The organism is Desulfoprunum sp. (assembly GCF_053613775.1).
Map to the genome: position 1 here is coordinate 112,437 of NZ_JBSHXH010000002.1, position 15,674 is coordinate 128,110.

Sequence of the window (15,674 nt, forward strand, 5' to 3'; positions counted from 1 at the left end):
GCTTTTTTCCGGTAATTTTTTTATCAGAGAGTACCATGCGCAACCGTGGGAGGTGCCGCCGGCGGCAGTCCGCCTGCAGCGGCCCGGCAACGGAACGGCGGTTCCAGGTGTCCGGTCTCCCCCGGCCGTACCGCGACCACGGCCGTTTCCCTTTCCGTGCATCCCACCCATATCTTCCGCAGGAGGCTCGACCATGACCATCCATGTTGCCGATCATCCCCTCGTCAAACACAAACTCGGCCTCATGCGGCGGCACGACGTTTCCACCAAGGATTTTCGCGACCTGGCCTCCGAGGTGGCCCGCCTCCTGACCTACGAGGCCACCAAGGACCTCCAGACCCAGAAAAAGACCATCCAGGGCTGGGCCGGGCCGGTCGAGGTCGAGGAGATCAAGGGCAAGAAGATCACCATCGTCCCGATCCTGCGGGCCGGACTGGGGATGATGAACGGGGTCATCGACATGATCCCGTCGGCCAAGATCAGCGTTGTCGGCTATTACCGCGACGAGGAGACCCTGCAGCCGGTCGAATACTACGTCAAGACGGCAAGCGATCTCGAAGAGCGGGTCGCCCTGATCCTCGATCCGATGCTGGCCACCGGCGGCACCCTGCTGGCGACCATCGAGACCCTGAAGAGGAGGGGCTGCCGCAATATCCGGGGGCTGTTCCTGGTGGCGGCGCCGGAGGGACTGAAGCGGATCACCGAGGCCCATCCCGATGTCGATATCTATGTGGCGGCGGTCGACGAGCGGCTCAACGAGGTCGGCTATATCCTCCCCGGGCTCGGCGATGCCGGTGACAAGATTTTCGGCACCAAGTGAGGTCCGCGGCGATCGCGAACCACCCACGCGTGCGCCCTGACCTGCGGCAGCGGGAGGAATCCTGATTGCCTGCCCTGTTGCCGGAGTTTGACCGGCCGGCCGTCCACCGGCGTTGAATAGAGTCATATCAATTGTAATCCTGAAATAATCCTGAACCCTTGCCCCGGAGGTTGAGATATGTCCTTCCCCATCGATCTGAAACAGTTCACCCCGCAGCGTTTCCCGCTGTCGCAGACCACCCTGTCCGACGGCGAACGCCTGACCCTGCAGAACAATATCAGGGTCGTCCGCGACAGCCTGATCTTCTTCACCGCCTACGCCAACGTCAAGGGACTGGGCGGCCATACCGGCGGCGCCTTCGATATCGTGCCGGAACTGCTGATCATCGATGCCTTCATGAAGGGCAACCCGGAGATCCACCCGGTCTATTTCGACGAGGCCGGGCACCGGGTGGCGATCCAGTACATGATGGCGGTGCTGAACGGCTACCGAGACGCGGAATCGCTGCTCCATTACCGGGAATACGGCCATGGCTACTATGGGCATCCGGAGCGCGATGACGCCCGCGGCGTCTTCTTCTCCTCCGGCCGGCTGGGGCACCTGTGGAGCTACGTCAACGGGGTCGCCGAGGCCGACCCGGCGAAGATCCTGGTGATGTTCGGCAGCGACGGTTCGCAGATGGAAGGCGACGACGCCGAGGCCGCCCGCTATGCCGTGGCCCGCAATCTCAGGGTCAAGCTGTTCATCGACGACAACGACGTCACCATTGCCGGTCATCCCAGCAAATACATGCGTGGCTACGACGTGATGAAGACCCTGGCCGGCCATGGCCTGACGGTGGACGTGGGCGACGGCGAGGATATCGACGCCCTGTTCGCCAGGATCAGCCGGGCCCTCAATGCCGACGGACCGGCGGCGGTGGTCAACAAGCGGCTGATGGCGGTCGGGGTGCCGGGCATCGAAGGTCTGCCGAAGGGGCACGATGTCATCCCGGTCAACCTCGCCGTCGACTACCTCCAGGCCCGCGGCTATACCGAGGCGGTGGCGCTGCTGCAGGACTACGCCGCGCCGAAGACCAAGACCGGCTATCTGGGCAGCACCCCGGAGACCGCCAAGAACCGCGACGATTTCGGCAAGATCGTCTGCGAAATCCTGTCGGGGATGGGCGACATCACCAGGAAGGTCATCGTCGTCGATTCGGATCTCGAAGGTTCCTGCGGTCTGCACCATATCCGCAAGAAGTATCCCGAGGTCTATGTCCACGCCGGCATCATGGAGCGCAACAACTTCTCGGTGGCCGCCGGTTTCGGCTCGGAGCCGGGGCGACAGGGAATCTTCGGCACCTTCGCGGCCTTCCTCGAGATGGTGGTCTCCGAGATCACCATGTCCCGGCTCAACAATGCCAACGTCCTCGCCCATTTCTCCCACTCGGGGGTCGACGACATGGCCGACAACACCTGCCACTTCGGCATCAACAACTTCTTCGCCGACAATGCCCTGGCCGAGGGCGACCTGACCCGGCTCTACTTCCCGGCCGACGCCCTGCAGCTGAAGGCAGTGCTGAAGACGGTCTTCAACGACCCCGGCCTGCGCTTCGTCTTCTCGACCCGTTCCGCCACCCCATTCATCCTCGATGAACAGGGGGAGAAATTCTACGGCGAGGGCTATGTCTTCACCCCCGGCCGCGACGAGATTGTCCGCCGGGGAACGGCAGGCTATGTCGTCAGCTACGGCGAGATGCTCTACCGCTGCCTTGACGCGGTGGAGCATCTGCGGGCCGAAGGGATCGACGTCGGCCTGATCAACAAGACCACCCTGAACGTCCGCGACGAGGCGATGCTGGCGACCGTCGGATCCAGCCCGTTCGCGCTGATTGTCGAGAGCCAGAACACCAAGACCGGCCTCGGAATCCGCTACGGCACCTGGCTCCTGGAAAAGGGTTTCGCCCCGAAATATGCGGCGATGGGCACCAGCCGGATCGGTCACGGCGGTCTCGATGAACAGCTGCCCCATCAGGGCCTGGCCGTTGCCGACATCAAGAACCGGATCAAAACCCTGGTCGGGGGCTGATCTCCCGTCATCTGCCAACAGCATCCGCAGCAGCTCCAGGGCTATGGCCCTGGAGCTGCTGCAATCAGGATACACGCCATGCCGCCCGTCGACGCCCTGCTGCTCTTTTTCTCCTCCTCCATCCTGCTGGCCCTGGCTCCGGGACCGGATAACCTCTTCGTCATGGTCCAGGCCGCCCAGCGCGGCCGGATCGCCGGCCTGGCGGTGACACTGGGGCTGTGCACCGGCCTGCTGGTCCACACCACCGCCGTGGCATTGGGTCTGGCGGCGGTGTTCACCGCATCGGCCCTGGCCTTCAACCTGCTCAAATATATCGGTGCGGCCTATCTGCTCTGGCTTGCCTGGGGGGCATTCCGGGCCGGCGGCGAAGACGGCGGCGAATCCCGGGCCGTCGATCTGCCCTTTGCCAGGCTGTACCGGCGCGGGATCATCATGAACGTCACCAACCCCAAGGTTTCGATTTTTTTCCTCGCCTTCCTGCCCCAGTTCGCCGATCCTGTATATGGTCCGCTGGTGCCGCAGATCGTGGTGCTCGGCGCCCTGTTCATTGCCGCCACCATCCTGATCTTCGGCGGTATCAGTCTGTTCGCCGGGGCCTGCGGCGACCGTTTCCGCGAATCGGCGAGGGCGAAAAGGCTGCTGAACTGGCTGGCCGGCAGTGTCTTCGCGGGGCTCGCGGTCAAACTGGCATTGACCGAACGCTAAGGACCCGGTCAATTGATCACTGCCCCACCCTGAGGGAGCTGTCGCCCGCGCGCCATCCGCCGCAGGGTCACCGGGCGGTGGAGCCGAGTCTTCTCCTGGCCGGAACGCAGTCAGAGTGGACGAACGGGCCGGTCGGCAGATTTTCTGTCGCCTGTGAGCCTCTCCTGAAAGAACCATGGCCAGCCAGCCGGATCGATGAACATCCTCCTCCCCCCAAATCCGCACGCCACCGGAGTGCTGGTGTTGACCGCCACCGCCCTGATGCTCTTCAGTCGCAGCAAAATATCCCTGGAAACTTCCAGCCTGGTGATTCTGGTCATCCTGGCGGTGGGGTTCGAGATTTTCCCCTTTTCTGCCGGTGGCAGAGCCATTCATGCCGTTGATTTCTTCCACGGTTTCGGCAACGAGGCGCTGGTCGCCGTCTGTGCGCTGATGATCGCCGGTCAGGCCGTGATGCGCACCGGGGCGCTGGAACCGGTGGGAAGAATTCTCGCACGAATGTGGAAAACATCCCCCCGGGCCTCGTTTCTGCTCACCCTGCTCTTCGGCGCCTTCCTCAGTGCCTTTATCAATAATGTCCCGGTCGTCGTGCTGCTGCTGCCGGTGCTGATCAGCGTTTCGGCGAGGACAGGTGCTCCGGCCTCGGCGGTCCTGATGCCCATGGGCTTTTCGACGCTGCTGGGAGGGATGACCACTACCATCGGGACCTCGACCAACCTGCTGGTCGTGTCCATCGCCGCGGACATGGGAGTGGCGAAGATCGGGATGTTCGACTATTGCGGCTGACTGACGGGGCCATGAAGGTGGAGGCGGTGGAAAGGGGGCAGGGCAATATGATCGTGCCATTACCGGATGTGACGCTGCGGGCCGGCGACCGGCTTGTTCTCCGCGATACACCGACGCGGCTGAAAGAATACGAGAAAATTCTGGCCGGAACCCTGTACCCGGTCGGATCGGGGCAGAGCCCGGTTGACGAGGATAATCCTCTCCAGGCTGCCGATCAGCAGATTGCCGAGGTTGTGGTGATCCAGGGATCTCCATTGCAGGGGGCGACGCTGGCCAGCTATCGTTTCGCCGACCGGTACGGCTTGATCACCCTGGCTATCCACCGCCCGGGCAGGCATCTCGAGCGTTTTCACGAGAAGATCGGAGACATTCAACTGGTAACCGGAGATATTCTGCTGGTGCAGGGCCCGCGCGACCAGATAGCGGAATTGAAGCGCAGCACGGACATGCTGGTCCTCGATGCCACCATCGACCTGCCGTTTACCAGGAAGGCGCCAACGGCCATGTTCATCATGAAGGGCATCATCCTGACCGCGGCCTTCGGCATCCTGCCGATCGCCGTCAGTGCCGTCTGCGGCGTGCTGCCGATGATTGTCAGCGGCTGCCTGAGCTGGCGCGACGCCACGAGGGCGCTCAACGCCCAGGCTGTAATGATCGTGGTGACGAGCCTGGCCCTGGGGAAGGCGATGGTTGACACCGGCGGGGCGGCATACCTCGGGAGTCTGTTCGTGGCAGTGTCCGGTGATGCATCGCCGGCCCTGGTCATCAGCGGCCTCATGCTGCTGGTGGCCTTTTTCACCAATATCATCTCCAACAATGCCGCGGCCGTCATCGGCACGCCCATCGCCATTTCCATCGCCGGCCAGACCGGCCAGGCGCCGGAGGCATATGTCCTTGCCGTTCTCTTTGCCGCCAACATGAGCTTCGCCACCCCGATGGCCTACAAGACCAACCTGCTGATCATGAACGCCGGGGAATATGCCTTCAGCGATTTCCTCAGGGTCGGCCTGCCGCTGGTGGTGCTGATGTGGCTTGCCTTCTCGTTTCTATTGCCGCTGATCTATCTGTAGCAGCCGTTTCCGGCCGCTGCGGAATCTTTCCGGCGAGCGCCGTTATTCCTGTTCCAGGACGACCGCTTCCATGACCCGTTCAGGGGGTTTCGGCTGGTAATTGGCGAGATAGACCGCGCCGAGGACGACTATTCCGCCTGCCCCCTGCAGCGGTGAGAGCTGCTCGCCGAGGAGCAGCCACGCGCCGAAGGTGGTGACCAGGGGAATGGCGTTGATGCAGACCGCCGCCCGCGCCGCCGTGATCCGGCTGAGGGCGTAATTGTAGCAGAAAAAGGCGCCGATGGTGGCGAACAGGGTGAGGGCGACGAGGGCGATGAAGGAGTCGGCGGGAATTGTATGCCACTGCATCCGCGGTAGATCCCGGAGGAAAAGCGGGAAAAAGATCGCGGCGCCGAAGATGATCTGCATGGCGGTGATCTGCAGCGGCGGGATGGACTGGCCGAGGCGACGGGTGATGATCATATAGATCGCGGCGGAGAAGACCGCCCCGAAGATCAGCAGGTCGCCGAACAGCGAGCCCCCCTGACCGCCGGCATCATTGCCGCCGAAGATCAGCAGGGAGACCCCGACCAGCGAGATGGCGACTCCCAGCGCATTGACCGGGCGCAGGCGTTCCTTGAGAAAGATCATCGACAGGATGAGGACGGTGACCGGGATGGTGGCGATGATCAGCGAGGTCGTGGTGGCCGAGGTGTACTGCAGGCCGATGGTTTCGAAGGCGAAGTAGAGTCCGGGCTGGAAGATCGCCAGCACTGCCAGCTGGCCTTTCTGCCGAATCGTCAGCCGGGGCAGGCGGTATTGCCTGAGGAGCAGCAGGAAGAAGATCGAGGCCGCGGCGAAGCGGAGGAAGACCAGGGTGAAGGGGGTGAAGCCCTGCAGGGCGATCTTGGTGGCGACAAAGGAAAAGCCCCAGAAGACAACGGCCAGGGCCAGGGCCAGGTAGGTGATAATCGGACTGTGACGGGGCATGGTGTATCCTGGTTGAGGATCGGGTGCGAGGATCGACGGATGGGTGCCGACCTGGAAACAGACCCGAGTCTAACACAGGGGCGGAACCTTTTCTTGCACGTTCTTGCGGTGGTTTTCAGGGGCCCGGGCGATAGCCGGCGGAATTAAAAACCCTGGGCCGCCCGGTACTGTCCCGAGGTGGCGCCGGTAAACTGCCTGAACTTGCGGCTGAAGTGACACTGGTCGCTGAAGCCGGTGCGGTAGGCGACATCGGCGATCTCATCGCCTTCGCGGAGGAGTTGCCTGGCCAGGTTGATGCGGAGCTGGGTCTGAAAGGCGTGGGGCGGCAGCCCCTTGGCCGCCTTGAACAGGCGGAGGAAATGCCAGGGGCTGAGGCCGGTCAGGTTCGCCAGGGTTTCAAGGGTAACCGTCTCCTCGATGTTGGTCCGGAGATATTCTTCGGCCAGGCGGACGGCAGCCGGCTGCCGCGCCGTATCGGTTCGGGGGCGGCATTCACCGAGACGGATGAGCAGGGCGGACAGGGAGGCATACATCGCCTCTTCCCTGTCGCCGGCATTGCCGCTGCTGTTCTGTAACAGGGAACTGAAGTGAAGCAGATGGCCCCAGACGATATGGTCATCGGCGATGGCCGGATCTCTCCAGAACCGGGGCATGCCGGCCGGTAGTTGTTTGTCCATGTGTTCGCTGTGTCCAGTGTTATGAGAATGGAGGCCACGCAGGCCCCTCCTTCCGTGGATTGCCTGTCAGTGTCAGGCACTGTTCCCCCATCGTGACGGTCGATAGCGGGGATGGCGGCGATCGTCGAGGCCGTTCCATATATGGTGCGGAGAATGTCCCCCCGACCGGCAGGGGTGCCGGCCTATATTGCCCCAATGCCGACGGCCCGAAATTATCCCTTTCTCGACGATCGTGCAACCTCGGGGAATGGATTGTCCCGAAAATGGAGATGCGCAACGATGCTGGAGGCGAAGGGGATGATGACAAGGGCCGGGATCGGTTCGTGCCCTGCCGCCCGGGGCGGACGAATGCCTCTCCGTGACAATCGTCAACGGTCCCCGCGATGCTTCGGCAGGGTAAGGATTGGATTGCCGATGAAAATCTCCGCCGCTTCGGCCTCCGTCTCCGACAGGGTCGGATGGGGGTGCAGGGTCAGGGCCATATCCTCCGCCAATGCCCCCATCTCGATTGCCAGCACCCCTTCGGCAATCAAACTTTCGGCATTGCGGCCGACGACGCCGACCCCGAGGATCCGGCCATCCCCGGGGTTGACGATCAGTTTGGTGAACCCGTCGGCGGCGGCCATGGTCTGGGCCCGGCCCGAGTATTTCCAGGGGAATTTCTGTACCGCCACCGCCATCCCCTGTTTTCCGGCCTGTTCTTCGGTCAGCCCGCACCAGGCGATCTGGGGATCGGTGTAAACCACGGCGGGGATGGCCCTGACGTCGTAACTGGAGTTTTTTCCGGCGATGACCTCGGCGGCCACCCGCCCTTCCCGGGTGGCCTTATGGGCCAGCTGGATGCCGCCGGTGACGTCGCCGGCGGCGAAGATATGCGGATCGGCCGTCTGCTGCTGCGTGTTGACGGTGATGCTGCCCCGCCCGCCGAGGTGCACCGCCGTCTTGTCCAGTCCGAGATCGCCGGTGTTCGGCTGCCGGCCGATCGCCACCAGGACCCGGTCGACGACGCGCGGTTCCATTCCGCCGGCCGCGCCCTGCAGCTGGACCTCGACCCCGTCGTCTTTCTCCGTCAGCGCCAGGACCCTGGTGTTGAGGTGGATGGCGGCGAACAACCCGGTCAGCCGGCGCTGCAGCGGTTCGACCAGATCGTGGTCGATCCCGGCCAGCAGGCGATCCCCGACCTCGACGACCTCCACCCGGCTGCCGAAGGCGGCATAGAGCGAGCCCAGTTCGAGACCGACGTAACCGCCGCCGATGACCAGGAGCGATGCCGGGATGTCGGCCAGGGCCAGGGCCCGGGATGAATCGATGATCCGCCCCCCCGGGCGGAAGTCGGTGCCGGGGAAGGCGAGGGGTTGGGAGCCGGTGGCGATGATGGCGTGGCGGAAGCGGATGCGGCGGACTTCAGCCTGTTCCAGGCGGACAGTGGTGGAGCTTTCGAATTGGGCCCGCCCTTTGATCAGCTGGACGCCGCGCCTGGCGCCAAGATGAACGAGGCCGTCGGCCATCGTGTCGATCACCTGCTGTTTCCAGCTCCGGACCTCGGCCAGTTCGAGCCGCGGCGGGTCGTAATGGAGTCCCATCGCCGCCGCCTGGCGGGCGTCGAAGATCAGTTCGGCCAGGTGCAGACCGGTCTTCGAGGGGATGCAGCCTTCAAAGAGGCAGACCCCGCCCGGCTTGGGCCGGGGGTCGACCAGGGTCACATCGAGGCCCAGGTCGGCGGCCCGAAAGGCGGCGGCGTAGCCGGCCGGGCCGCTGCCGATGACCAGGACCTCGCAGGTCAGTTCCATTTCACCCATGACCATGGCTTGTCTCCGTTGACGGGTTAAATCATCGTGAGGAACAGTTCGTCGGGGTCCTCGAGCAGCTCGATGACCTGGCGCAGGAACCGGACGGCGTCGGCCCCGTCCACCACCCGGTGATCGAAGCAGAGGACGATCGGCATCATCAGCCGGGGGACGATATCGTGCCCGCCCTCGCCGGTGGTGACGACGACCGGCTGCATCCGTCCCTGGCCAAGCCCGAGGATGGCGACCTCGGGATAGTTGATGATCGCCGTGAAATAACTGCCCCCCAACCCCCCGACATTGGTGATGGTGAAGGTGCCGCCGACCATCTCCTCCCGGCTGGTGCGGCGCTCGCGCGCCCGGTCGAGGACCCCCTGCAGTTCGACGGACAGTTCCTTGATGCTCTTGCGATCCACATCGCGGATGACCGGCACCATCAGGCCGTGTTCGGTATCGACGGCGATGCCGATGTGATAGTAGTGCTTGATGACGATCTCCTGCGCCGCCGGATCGAGGCTGGCATTGAAACGGGGGAATCGCTTCAGCGCCGTGGCCACCGCCTTCATCGCGAAGATCGTCATGGTCATGCGGCCGCCGCCCCGTTCGATCTCGCCCTTGTGCTGCTGGCGGAAGGCCTCGAGCCGGGTGATATCGACCGCATCCTGACAGGTGACGTGGGGGATCTGGGCCCAGGAGGCGGTCATCCGGGCGGCAGTCGCCCGGCGGATGGAGTGGAACGGCTCCCGGCTGACCTGCCCCCATTGGCTGAAATCGGGCAGGACCGGCGGGCCGATCTCGGTCGTGGCCTCGGGCGGCGGCGAGGGTTCCGAGACCGCCGGTGATGGTTCCGGGGCTGGCGGCGGGACCTCGGGTTTACCAGTGCCCTGGGCGAAGGCGAGGACGTCGTCCCTGGTCACCACCCCGCCGGCGCCGCCGGCGGTCAGCGCCCGCAGGTCGACCCCCAGTTCCCGGGCCAGGCGGCGGGTCGCCGGCGAGGCCGGCACCGGCGCCCCCGGAACGGCGGTTGGATAGCTGGGGGTAGCGGCCGGCCGGCCTGCCGCTGCGGCCTGACGATCCGGGACCGTGGCAGGTCCCTCGCCGGCAGCGGGTTCGGCAGCGGGTTCGGCAGCGGGGGCGGGCTGGCCTGCCGGCCCGGCCGTCGCGGAATCGGCGAAACTGATCAGGATATCGCCGACTTTGGCCATATCTCCCTTGTGCACCCGGATCTCATCGACGGTACCGGAAACCGGCGATGGGATCTCGACCGCCGCCTTGTCGGTCTCGACCTCGAGGAGAAGATCGCCTTCGCGGATGGACTGGCCGACCGTGACATGCACGGCCAGGATTTCGGCCTCACCGACCCCTTCGCCCAGGTCGGGCAATCGAAACGTTTTGGACATGGCGTCTCCCGATTAGCTGACAAGGGTACGGCGCGCTGCGTCGACAATGCGCCGGACATTGGGAATGAACCATTTTTCCCGGCTGAAATAGGGGATGATCAGGTCGTAGCCGGTCACCCGGGCGATCGGCGCCTCGAGGTAATAGAAGGCCCCTTCCATCAGCCGGGTGGTGATTTCGGCGCCGGGACCGAAGCTGCGCGGGGCCTCGTGGATCACCACCGCCCGCCCGGTTCTGGTCACCGACTGGAGCATCAGGGTGTCGTCGAGCGGCGAGATCGTCAGCAGATCGATGACCTCGGCCTCGACCCCGTCGGTTGCCCGCAGTTCTTCCGCCGCCTCCAGCGCCGGCCGGATCATCGCCCCGTAGGCGATCATCGTCAGGTCGCGGCCTTCGCGGACGATCCGCGACCGGCCGATGGGGATGGTTTCCTCCTCGTCCGGCACCTCCTCGCGAAAGGCCCGGTAGAGTCCCTTGGCCTCGTAGAAGATCACCGGGTCGGGGTCGCGGATGGCGGCAACCATCAGGGCTCGGGCGGAGCGGGGACCGGAGGGGATCACCATCTTCAGCCCCGGGGTGTGGGCCCAGTAGGCCTCCCGGCTCTCGGAGTGGTGCTCCAGCGCTCGCACCCCGCCGCCGTAGGGGGCGCGCAGCACCATCGGCACCGACAGCCGCCCCTGTGAGCGCCAGCGCAGCCGGGCGGCGTGGTTTTCGAGCTGGTGGAAACAGTGATAGGCGAAACCGGAAAACTGGATCTCGCACACCGGGCGCAGGCCATAGATCGCCATGCCGACAGCCATGCCGGCGATCGCCGATTCGGCGAGCGGGGTGTCCAGCACCCGCTCGGTACCGAAGGTGTCGATCAGGCCCTCGGTCACCCGGAAGACCCCGCCGTCGCGGCCGATGTCCTCGCCCAGCAGGACGACCCGGTCGTCATTGGCCATCTCCTGCCGCAGGGCCAGATTGATGGCCTGGACCATCGTCATCTTAGTCATTGTCCACCTCCTTGCCTAGAGCGGCGATCTCCCCGGCCAGCGCCGATTTCTGGGCCTCCAGATGCGGCGGCAACTCGGCATAGAGGTGGTCGAACATGTCGAGCGGGTCGCCGAGCTCCTCCATCCGCTTCTCGGCCGATTCGACCGCGGTCTGGATCTCCTCGAGGACCCGGGTCTCCATCTCCGCCAGTTGCTGCTCGGTCGCCGTCCCCTTCTGCTGCAGGTAGGCGGCAAACCGGGGCAGGGGATCGCGCTGCCGCCACTGGTCCACCTCCTCGTCACTGCGATAGCGTTTCGGGTCGTCGGCGGTGGTGTGCATCATCAGCCGGTAGGTGACGCACTCGATCAGGGTCGGCCCGCCGCCGTTGCGGGCCCTCTCTGCCGCCTCGGCGGCGGCGACATACACGGCGAGGACGTCGTTGCCGTCCACCTGGATCCCCGGCATGCCGTAGGCATGGGCCTTCTGGGCCAGGGTCGGGGTCTGGGTCTGGCGGCTGACCGGCACGGAGATTGCCCACTGGTTGTTCTGGCAGACAAAGACCGCCGGCACCTGGTAGACCGCGGCGAAATTAAGGCCCTCGTGAAAGTCGCCCTGCGAGGTCGCCCCGTCACCGAAAAACACCATGGCGATCTCGTCCGTCCGGCGGTAGCGGGCGGCCCAGGCCAGGCCGACGGCGTGCAGGACCTGGGAGCCGACCGGAATCGCGATCGGCAGATCCTTCCGGCCTTCGGGGCTCAGGCCGCCTTCGTTGAAGCCGTTGAAGTAGAGGATGATGCTCTCCAGCGACCGGCCCCGCCAGATCTCGGCCGCCGTTTCGCGGAAGGCCGGGACGAACCAGTCGCTTGGTCGCAGGGTGAAGACGGCGCCCATCTGCGAGGCCTCCTGGCCCTTGATCGGCGGGAAGGTGCCGATCCGGCCCTGGCGCTGGAGATCGAGCAGCCGTTCGTCAAACCGGCGGCCCCGCACCATCGCCCGATAGAGATCGAGGAGCTGCTCGGCGGAGAGCTGCGGTTCCAGCTCCCGGTCGAGATTGCCGTGTTCGTCGAGGATGGAGAGATATTCGAGGCTGTCGGTAACCGCAATGTCACTTCGTGGCATGGTCGCCTCCATGGTGCAGCCTGATTTGGCCGCCGGCAGTTCGGGATGGGTGACTGCATCGCGCTTGGTTCTGTTTCAACTATATCTATTGGGCAGAGAAATACAATTGATTGCCATCAGAAAAATTGAACGGATGGTGAAATCGAGCTCCCGCCGAAGGGAGTCACGGTGCGTCGCCTGTCGATAAACCGCCGGGGATGGGCAGCGTTGCCCGCTCGACTGCACCGCTGATGCATACGACGGGGGGCGGTTTGCCGGACGCAATCCCGGCGAGTTGAAGCAGGCGGATTGAGCAAATACCGCCGCCGCGTCGGGGAATATCCGAATCCTCGTTGCAACATCAATGAAATTGGCCACTTGAACGTCGCCGCATGCGATTGCGAGAGCTTGTCGGCGAGCAAGATTCTCCTTGAGTTTTACCGTGTAGTTTGTTACGCAAAGGCATTGTAAATCGAGCGAATTCTTTCAGAGGGAGGTGCTTGCCCATGCATGACCGCGGCAAAAACGAACCGGTCCAATTGGTCTGCCCCAGATGCCGGCAGCTCATGATCGTCTACCTGCCGATCGAGGAGATGCCCCGCTGTCCCAACCCGGAATGCCAGGGGACGCGGATGATCATCGAGGAACTGCTCGACGAGGGCAAGTCGCTCTGATAGGGCGTATGGTATGGGGGCCCGCTTCCAGGCCCTTGTGAATCTGAAATCGATGCCAAAGGAGAAGACCATGAAAAGACTGTCCCTGCTGTTAGCCATGCTGATGGCCTTTGCGATGACCGCAACCGCCATGGCCGGCACCCTCGAGGAGATACAGAAACGCGGCAAATTGCGCATCGGCATGGAGCCGGGCTACATGCCGTTCGAACTGCAGAACAAGAAAGGCGAGATCATCGGCTTCGACGCCGATATGGGAGCCGTGATGGCCAAGGCCATGGGGGTCGAGCTGGAACTGGTGAGCACCGCCTGGGACGGCATCATTCCCGCCCTGCTGACCGGCAAGTTCGACATCATCATGTCCGGCATGACCCTGACCCAGGAGCGGAATATGAGCATCAACTTCGCCCCGCCCTATGTCGTTATCGGCCAGACCATCCTGGTCAAAAAGGATCTCGCCGCCACGATCAAGACCTACAAGGATCTCAACGACCCCAAGTACACCGTCGCCTCGAAGCTCGGCACCACCGGTGAGCAGGCCACCAAGCGGATGATCCCCAAGGCCAAGTACAACAGCTACGAGACCGAGCAGGAAGGCGTCATGGAACTGGTCAACGGCAAGATCGACGCCTTCATCTATGACCAACCCTACAACATCGTCGCCATGAGCCAGAAGGGACAGGGCAAGATCGTCCACCTCGATACCCCGTTCACCTTCGAACCGATCTCCTGGGGTGTCCGTAAGGGTGATGCCGACTTTCTCAACTGGTTGGAAAATTTCATGTACCAGGTCAAGAATGACGGCACGTACGAACGGATCTATCACAAATGGTTCCAGGATGATGCCTGGTTGAAGGAAATCCAGTAAGAAAAGGGAAATATTGTGAATGCCACTGGTGATACGTGGCCCTGGAGGCTTCTGCTGGCGGTCATCCTTCTCGGGATGGCCGCGGCAGTCTGGGGAGCCGTACAGAAGATCGATTACGAATGGCGCTGGTACCGGGTCCCCCAGTATTTCTTCTATAAGGCCGAAGACCTGCACAAGGCCCCCTTCGATGGCCAGGTTTCGGCGATCGACAGCAAGGGTGCGGTGACCGCAGTGACCATCACCGCTCCGGCGGGGGAGAAGGCGGTGCTCGAGGTCGACAGCGCCTCCCTCAAGGTGGAACCGCAGCAGGAGGTATATGCCGGCGATGCGGTCGGGCTTTCCTTCAGTTGGAAGATGGGGCCGCTGATCATGGGGATGTGGACGACGATCTGGATCTCCTTCGTTTCCGGGGTCCTGGGCCTGGTCATCGGGTTGCTCACCGGCCTGGCGCGGATCTCGAAGAACTACACGATCAACGGTCTGGCGGCGGTGTATATCGAGTTCATCCGCGGGACGCCGCTGCTGGTCCAGATCTTCATCGCCTACTTCTTTGTCGGCACCGTCTTCAACCTCAGCCGCAACGTCGCCGGGGTCGGGGCCCTGGCGCTGTTTGCCGGGGCCTATGTCGCCGAGATCGTCCGGGCCGGGATCCAGTCGATCTCCCGCGGCCAGATGGAGGCCGCCCGGTCGCTCGGCATGACCATGCCCCAGGCGATGCTCGACATCATCCTGCCCCAGGCCCTGAAACGGATCCTGCCGCCGCTGTCCGGCCAGTTCATCAGCCTGATCAAGGACTCGTCGCTGGTATCGGTCATCGCCATCACCGACCTGACCAAATCCGGCCGCGAGATCATCACCAGCACCTTCGCGACCTTCGAGATCTGGCTGGTGGTCGCGGCGATGTATCTGATCATCACCTCGGTGCTGTCGCAGCTGGTCTTCTATATGGAACGGAGGTTCGCCGTCAGTGATTAAAGCCGTCGACGTCAAAAGAATCTTCACCGGCCGCGGCATCACCGTCCGGGCCGTGGATGGAGTATCCCTCGAGGTCGCCAAGGGCGAGGTGGTGGTCGTCATCGGCCCGTCCGGTTCCGGCAAATCGACGTTTCTCCGTTGCATCAACGGCCTGGAATCGTTCAACAGCGGCCATATCTATATCGACGGGGTCGATCTCGCCGACCGCAAGACCAACATCAACAAGATCCGGGCCGAGGTCGGGATGGTCTTCCAGCAGTTCAATCTCTTTCCCCACAAGAACGTCCTGGAAAACGTGACCCTGGCCCAGATCCGGGTGCGCCGGCGGAACCGGACGGTCGCCGAGGAAAAGGCGCGACAGCTGCTGGTCAAGGTCGGCATCGCCGACAAGGAGCAGGAGTACCCCTCCCGCCTCTCCGGCGGCCAGCAACAGCGGGTGGCGATCGCCCGGGCCCTGGCGATGGATCCGAAGATCATGCTGTTCGATGAGCCCACCTCGGCCCTTGACCCCGAGATGGTCGGCGAGGTCCTCGATGTCATGAAACAATTGGCCCGTGAAGGGATGACAATGGTGGTGGTGACCCATGAGATGGGGTTTGCCCGCGAGGTCGCCGACCGGGTGATCTTCATGGATCAGGGCAAGGTGGTGGAGACCGGCACCCCCGAGCATTTCTTCACCGCCCCGCGGGAGGAGCGGACCCAGCTGTTTCTCAAGCAGGTGCTGTAATTTCAGCCTGTTGGCGATCGTGGGTGTCAAGAAGGCTGCAATGCAACCGAGTCGAAGACGACAATGAACAGTTTATCG

Annotated in this window: 15 protein-coding genes; 9 read left to right on the plus strand and 6 right to left on the minus strand. The window is 63.7% G+C overall.

The genetic code is table 11. The annotated features are described in order from the left end of the window. Nucleotides 1–193 precede the first annotated feature (193 nt). The 5 genes from upp (at nt 194) to ACWGKN_RS02240 (ending at nt 5,451) form a co-directional block, all read left to right on the plus strand. The gene (gene upp / locus ACWGKN_RS02220) at nt 194–820 is read left to right on the plus strand and encodes a uracil phosphoribosyltransferase (protein WP_452094595.1); all 627 of its coding nucleotides are present in this window, start codon (nt 194–196) and stop codon (nt 818–820) included. A gap of 177 nt (nt 821–997) precedes the next feature. After that, entirely contained in the window at nt 998–2,890 is a 1,893-nt protein-coding gene (locus ACWGKN_RS02225; RefSeq protein ID WP_035226537.1) for a transketolase C-terminal domain-containing protein, read from the plus strand. Between the two features lie 78 nt (nt 2,891–2,968). Continuing rightward, the gene (locus ACWGKN_RS02230; RefSeq protein WP_035226540.1) at nt 2,969–3,595 is read left to right on the plus strand and encodes a LysE family translocator; all 627 of its coding nucleotides are present in this window, start codon (nt 2,969–2,971) and stop codon (nt 3,593–3,595) included. Between the two features lie 195 nt (nt 3,596–3,790). Next, the gene (locus ACWGKN_RS02235; protein ID WP_452094596.1) at nt 3,791–4,381 is read left to right on the plus strand and encodes an SLC13 family permease; all 591 of its coding nucleotides are present in this window, start codon (nt 3,791–3,793) and stop codon (nt 4,379–4,381) included. Beyond that, nucleotides 4,372–5,451: an SLC13 family permease gene (locus ACWGKN_RS02240; RefSeq protein ID WP_452094597.1), complete on the plus strand. Its 1,080-nt coding sequence runs from the start codon at nt 4,372–4,374 to the stop codon at nt 5,449–5,451. Before ACWGKN_RS02235 ends, ACWGKN_RS02240 begins: the two co-directional genes overlap by 10 nt. Before the next feature lie 42 nt (nt 5,452–5,493). Here the strand turns inward: ACWGKN_RS02240 and ACWGKN_RS02245 are convergent, their stop codons facing one another. The 6 genes from ACWGKN_RS02245 to pdhA form a co-directional block, all read right to left on the minus strand. Beyond that, nucleotides 5,494–6,420 carry a DMT family transporter gene (locus ACWGKN_RS02245; protein ID WP_452094598.1) on the minus strand — a complete coding sequence of 309 codons (927 nt, stop codon included), beginning with the start codon at nt 6,418–6,420 and terminating at the stop codon, nt 5,494–5,496. A gap of 143 nt (nt 6,421–6,563) precedes the next feature. After that, nucleotides 6,564–7,097, minus strand: a complete 534-nt coding sequence (locus ACWGKN_RS02250; protein WP_452094599.1) for a helix-turn-helix domain-containing protein — start codon at nt 7,095–7,097, stop codon at nt 6,564–6,566. Nucleotides 7,098–7,465: 368 nt separating this feature from the next. Continuing rightward, a complete protein-coding gene (gene lpdA / locus ACWGKN_RS02255) occupies nt 7,466–8,902 on the minus strand; it encodes a dihydrolipoyl dehydrogenase (protein ID WP_052159643.1) in 1,437 nt (478 codons plus the stop codon). A gap of 20 nt (nt 8,903–8,922) precedes the next feature. Further along, a complete protein-coding gene (locus tag ACWGKN_RS02260; RefSeq protein ID WP_452094600.1) occupies nt 8,923–10,284 on the minus strand; it encodes a dihydrolipoamide acetyltransferase family protein in 1,362 nt (453 codons plus the stop codon). Nucleotides 10,285–10,296: 12 nt separating this feature from the next. Beyond that, the gene (locus ACWGKN_RS02265; RefSeq protein WP_035226547.1) at nt 10,297–11,277 is read right to left on the minus strand and encodes an alpha-ketoacid dehydrogenase subunit beta; all 981 of its coding nucleotides are present in this window, start codon (nt 11,275–11,277) and stop codon (nt 10,297–10,299) included. Then, entirely contained in the window at nt 11,270–12,376 is a 1,107-nt protein-coding gene (gene pdhA, locus ACWGKN_RS02270) for a pyruvate dehydrogenase (acetyl-transferring) E1 component subunit alpha (protein WP_035226613.1), read from the minus strand. Before pdhA ends, ACWGKN_RS02265 begins: the two co-directional genes overlap by 8 nt. A gap of 485 nt (nt 12,377–12,861) precedes the next feature. On the opposite strand from pdhA, the gene ACWGKN_RS02275 reads away from it, so the two are divergent. The 4 genes from ACWGKN_RS02275 (at nt 12,862) to ACWGKN_RS02290 (ending at nt 15,596) form a co-directional block, all read left to right on the plus strand. After that, nucleotides 12,862–13,029, plus strand: coding sequence for a hypothetical protein (locus ACWGKN_RS02275; protein ID WP_424256193.1), 168 nt, complete (start codon nt 12,862–12,864; stop codon nt 13,027–13,029). 70 nt (nt 13,030–13,099) lie between these two features. Next, nucleotides 13,100–13,894: a transporter substrate-binding domain-containing protein gene (locus ACWGKN_RS02280; protein WP_035226616.1), complete on the plus strand. Its 795-nt coding sequence runs from the start codon at nt 13,100–13,102 to the stop codon at nt 13,892–13,894. 12 nt (nt 13,895–13,906) lie between these two features. Further along, nucleotides 13,907–14,869, plus strand: coding sequence for an amino acid ABC transporter permease (locus tag ACWGKN_RS02285; RefSeq protein ID WP_052159644.1), 963 nt, complete (start codon nt 13,907–13,909; stop codon nt 14,867–14,869). After that, nucleotides 14,862–15,596, plus strand: a complete 735-nt coding sequence (locus tag ACWGKN_RS02290; RefSeq protein ID WP_035226553.1) for an amino acid ABC transporter ATP-binding protein — start codon at nt 14,862–14,864, stop codon at nt 15,594–15,596. Before ACWGKN_RS02285 ends, ACWGKN_RS02290 begins: the two co-directional genes overlap by 8 nt. Nucleotides 15,597–15,674: the final 78 nt, after the last annotated feature.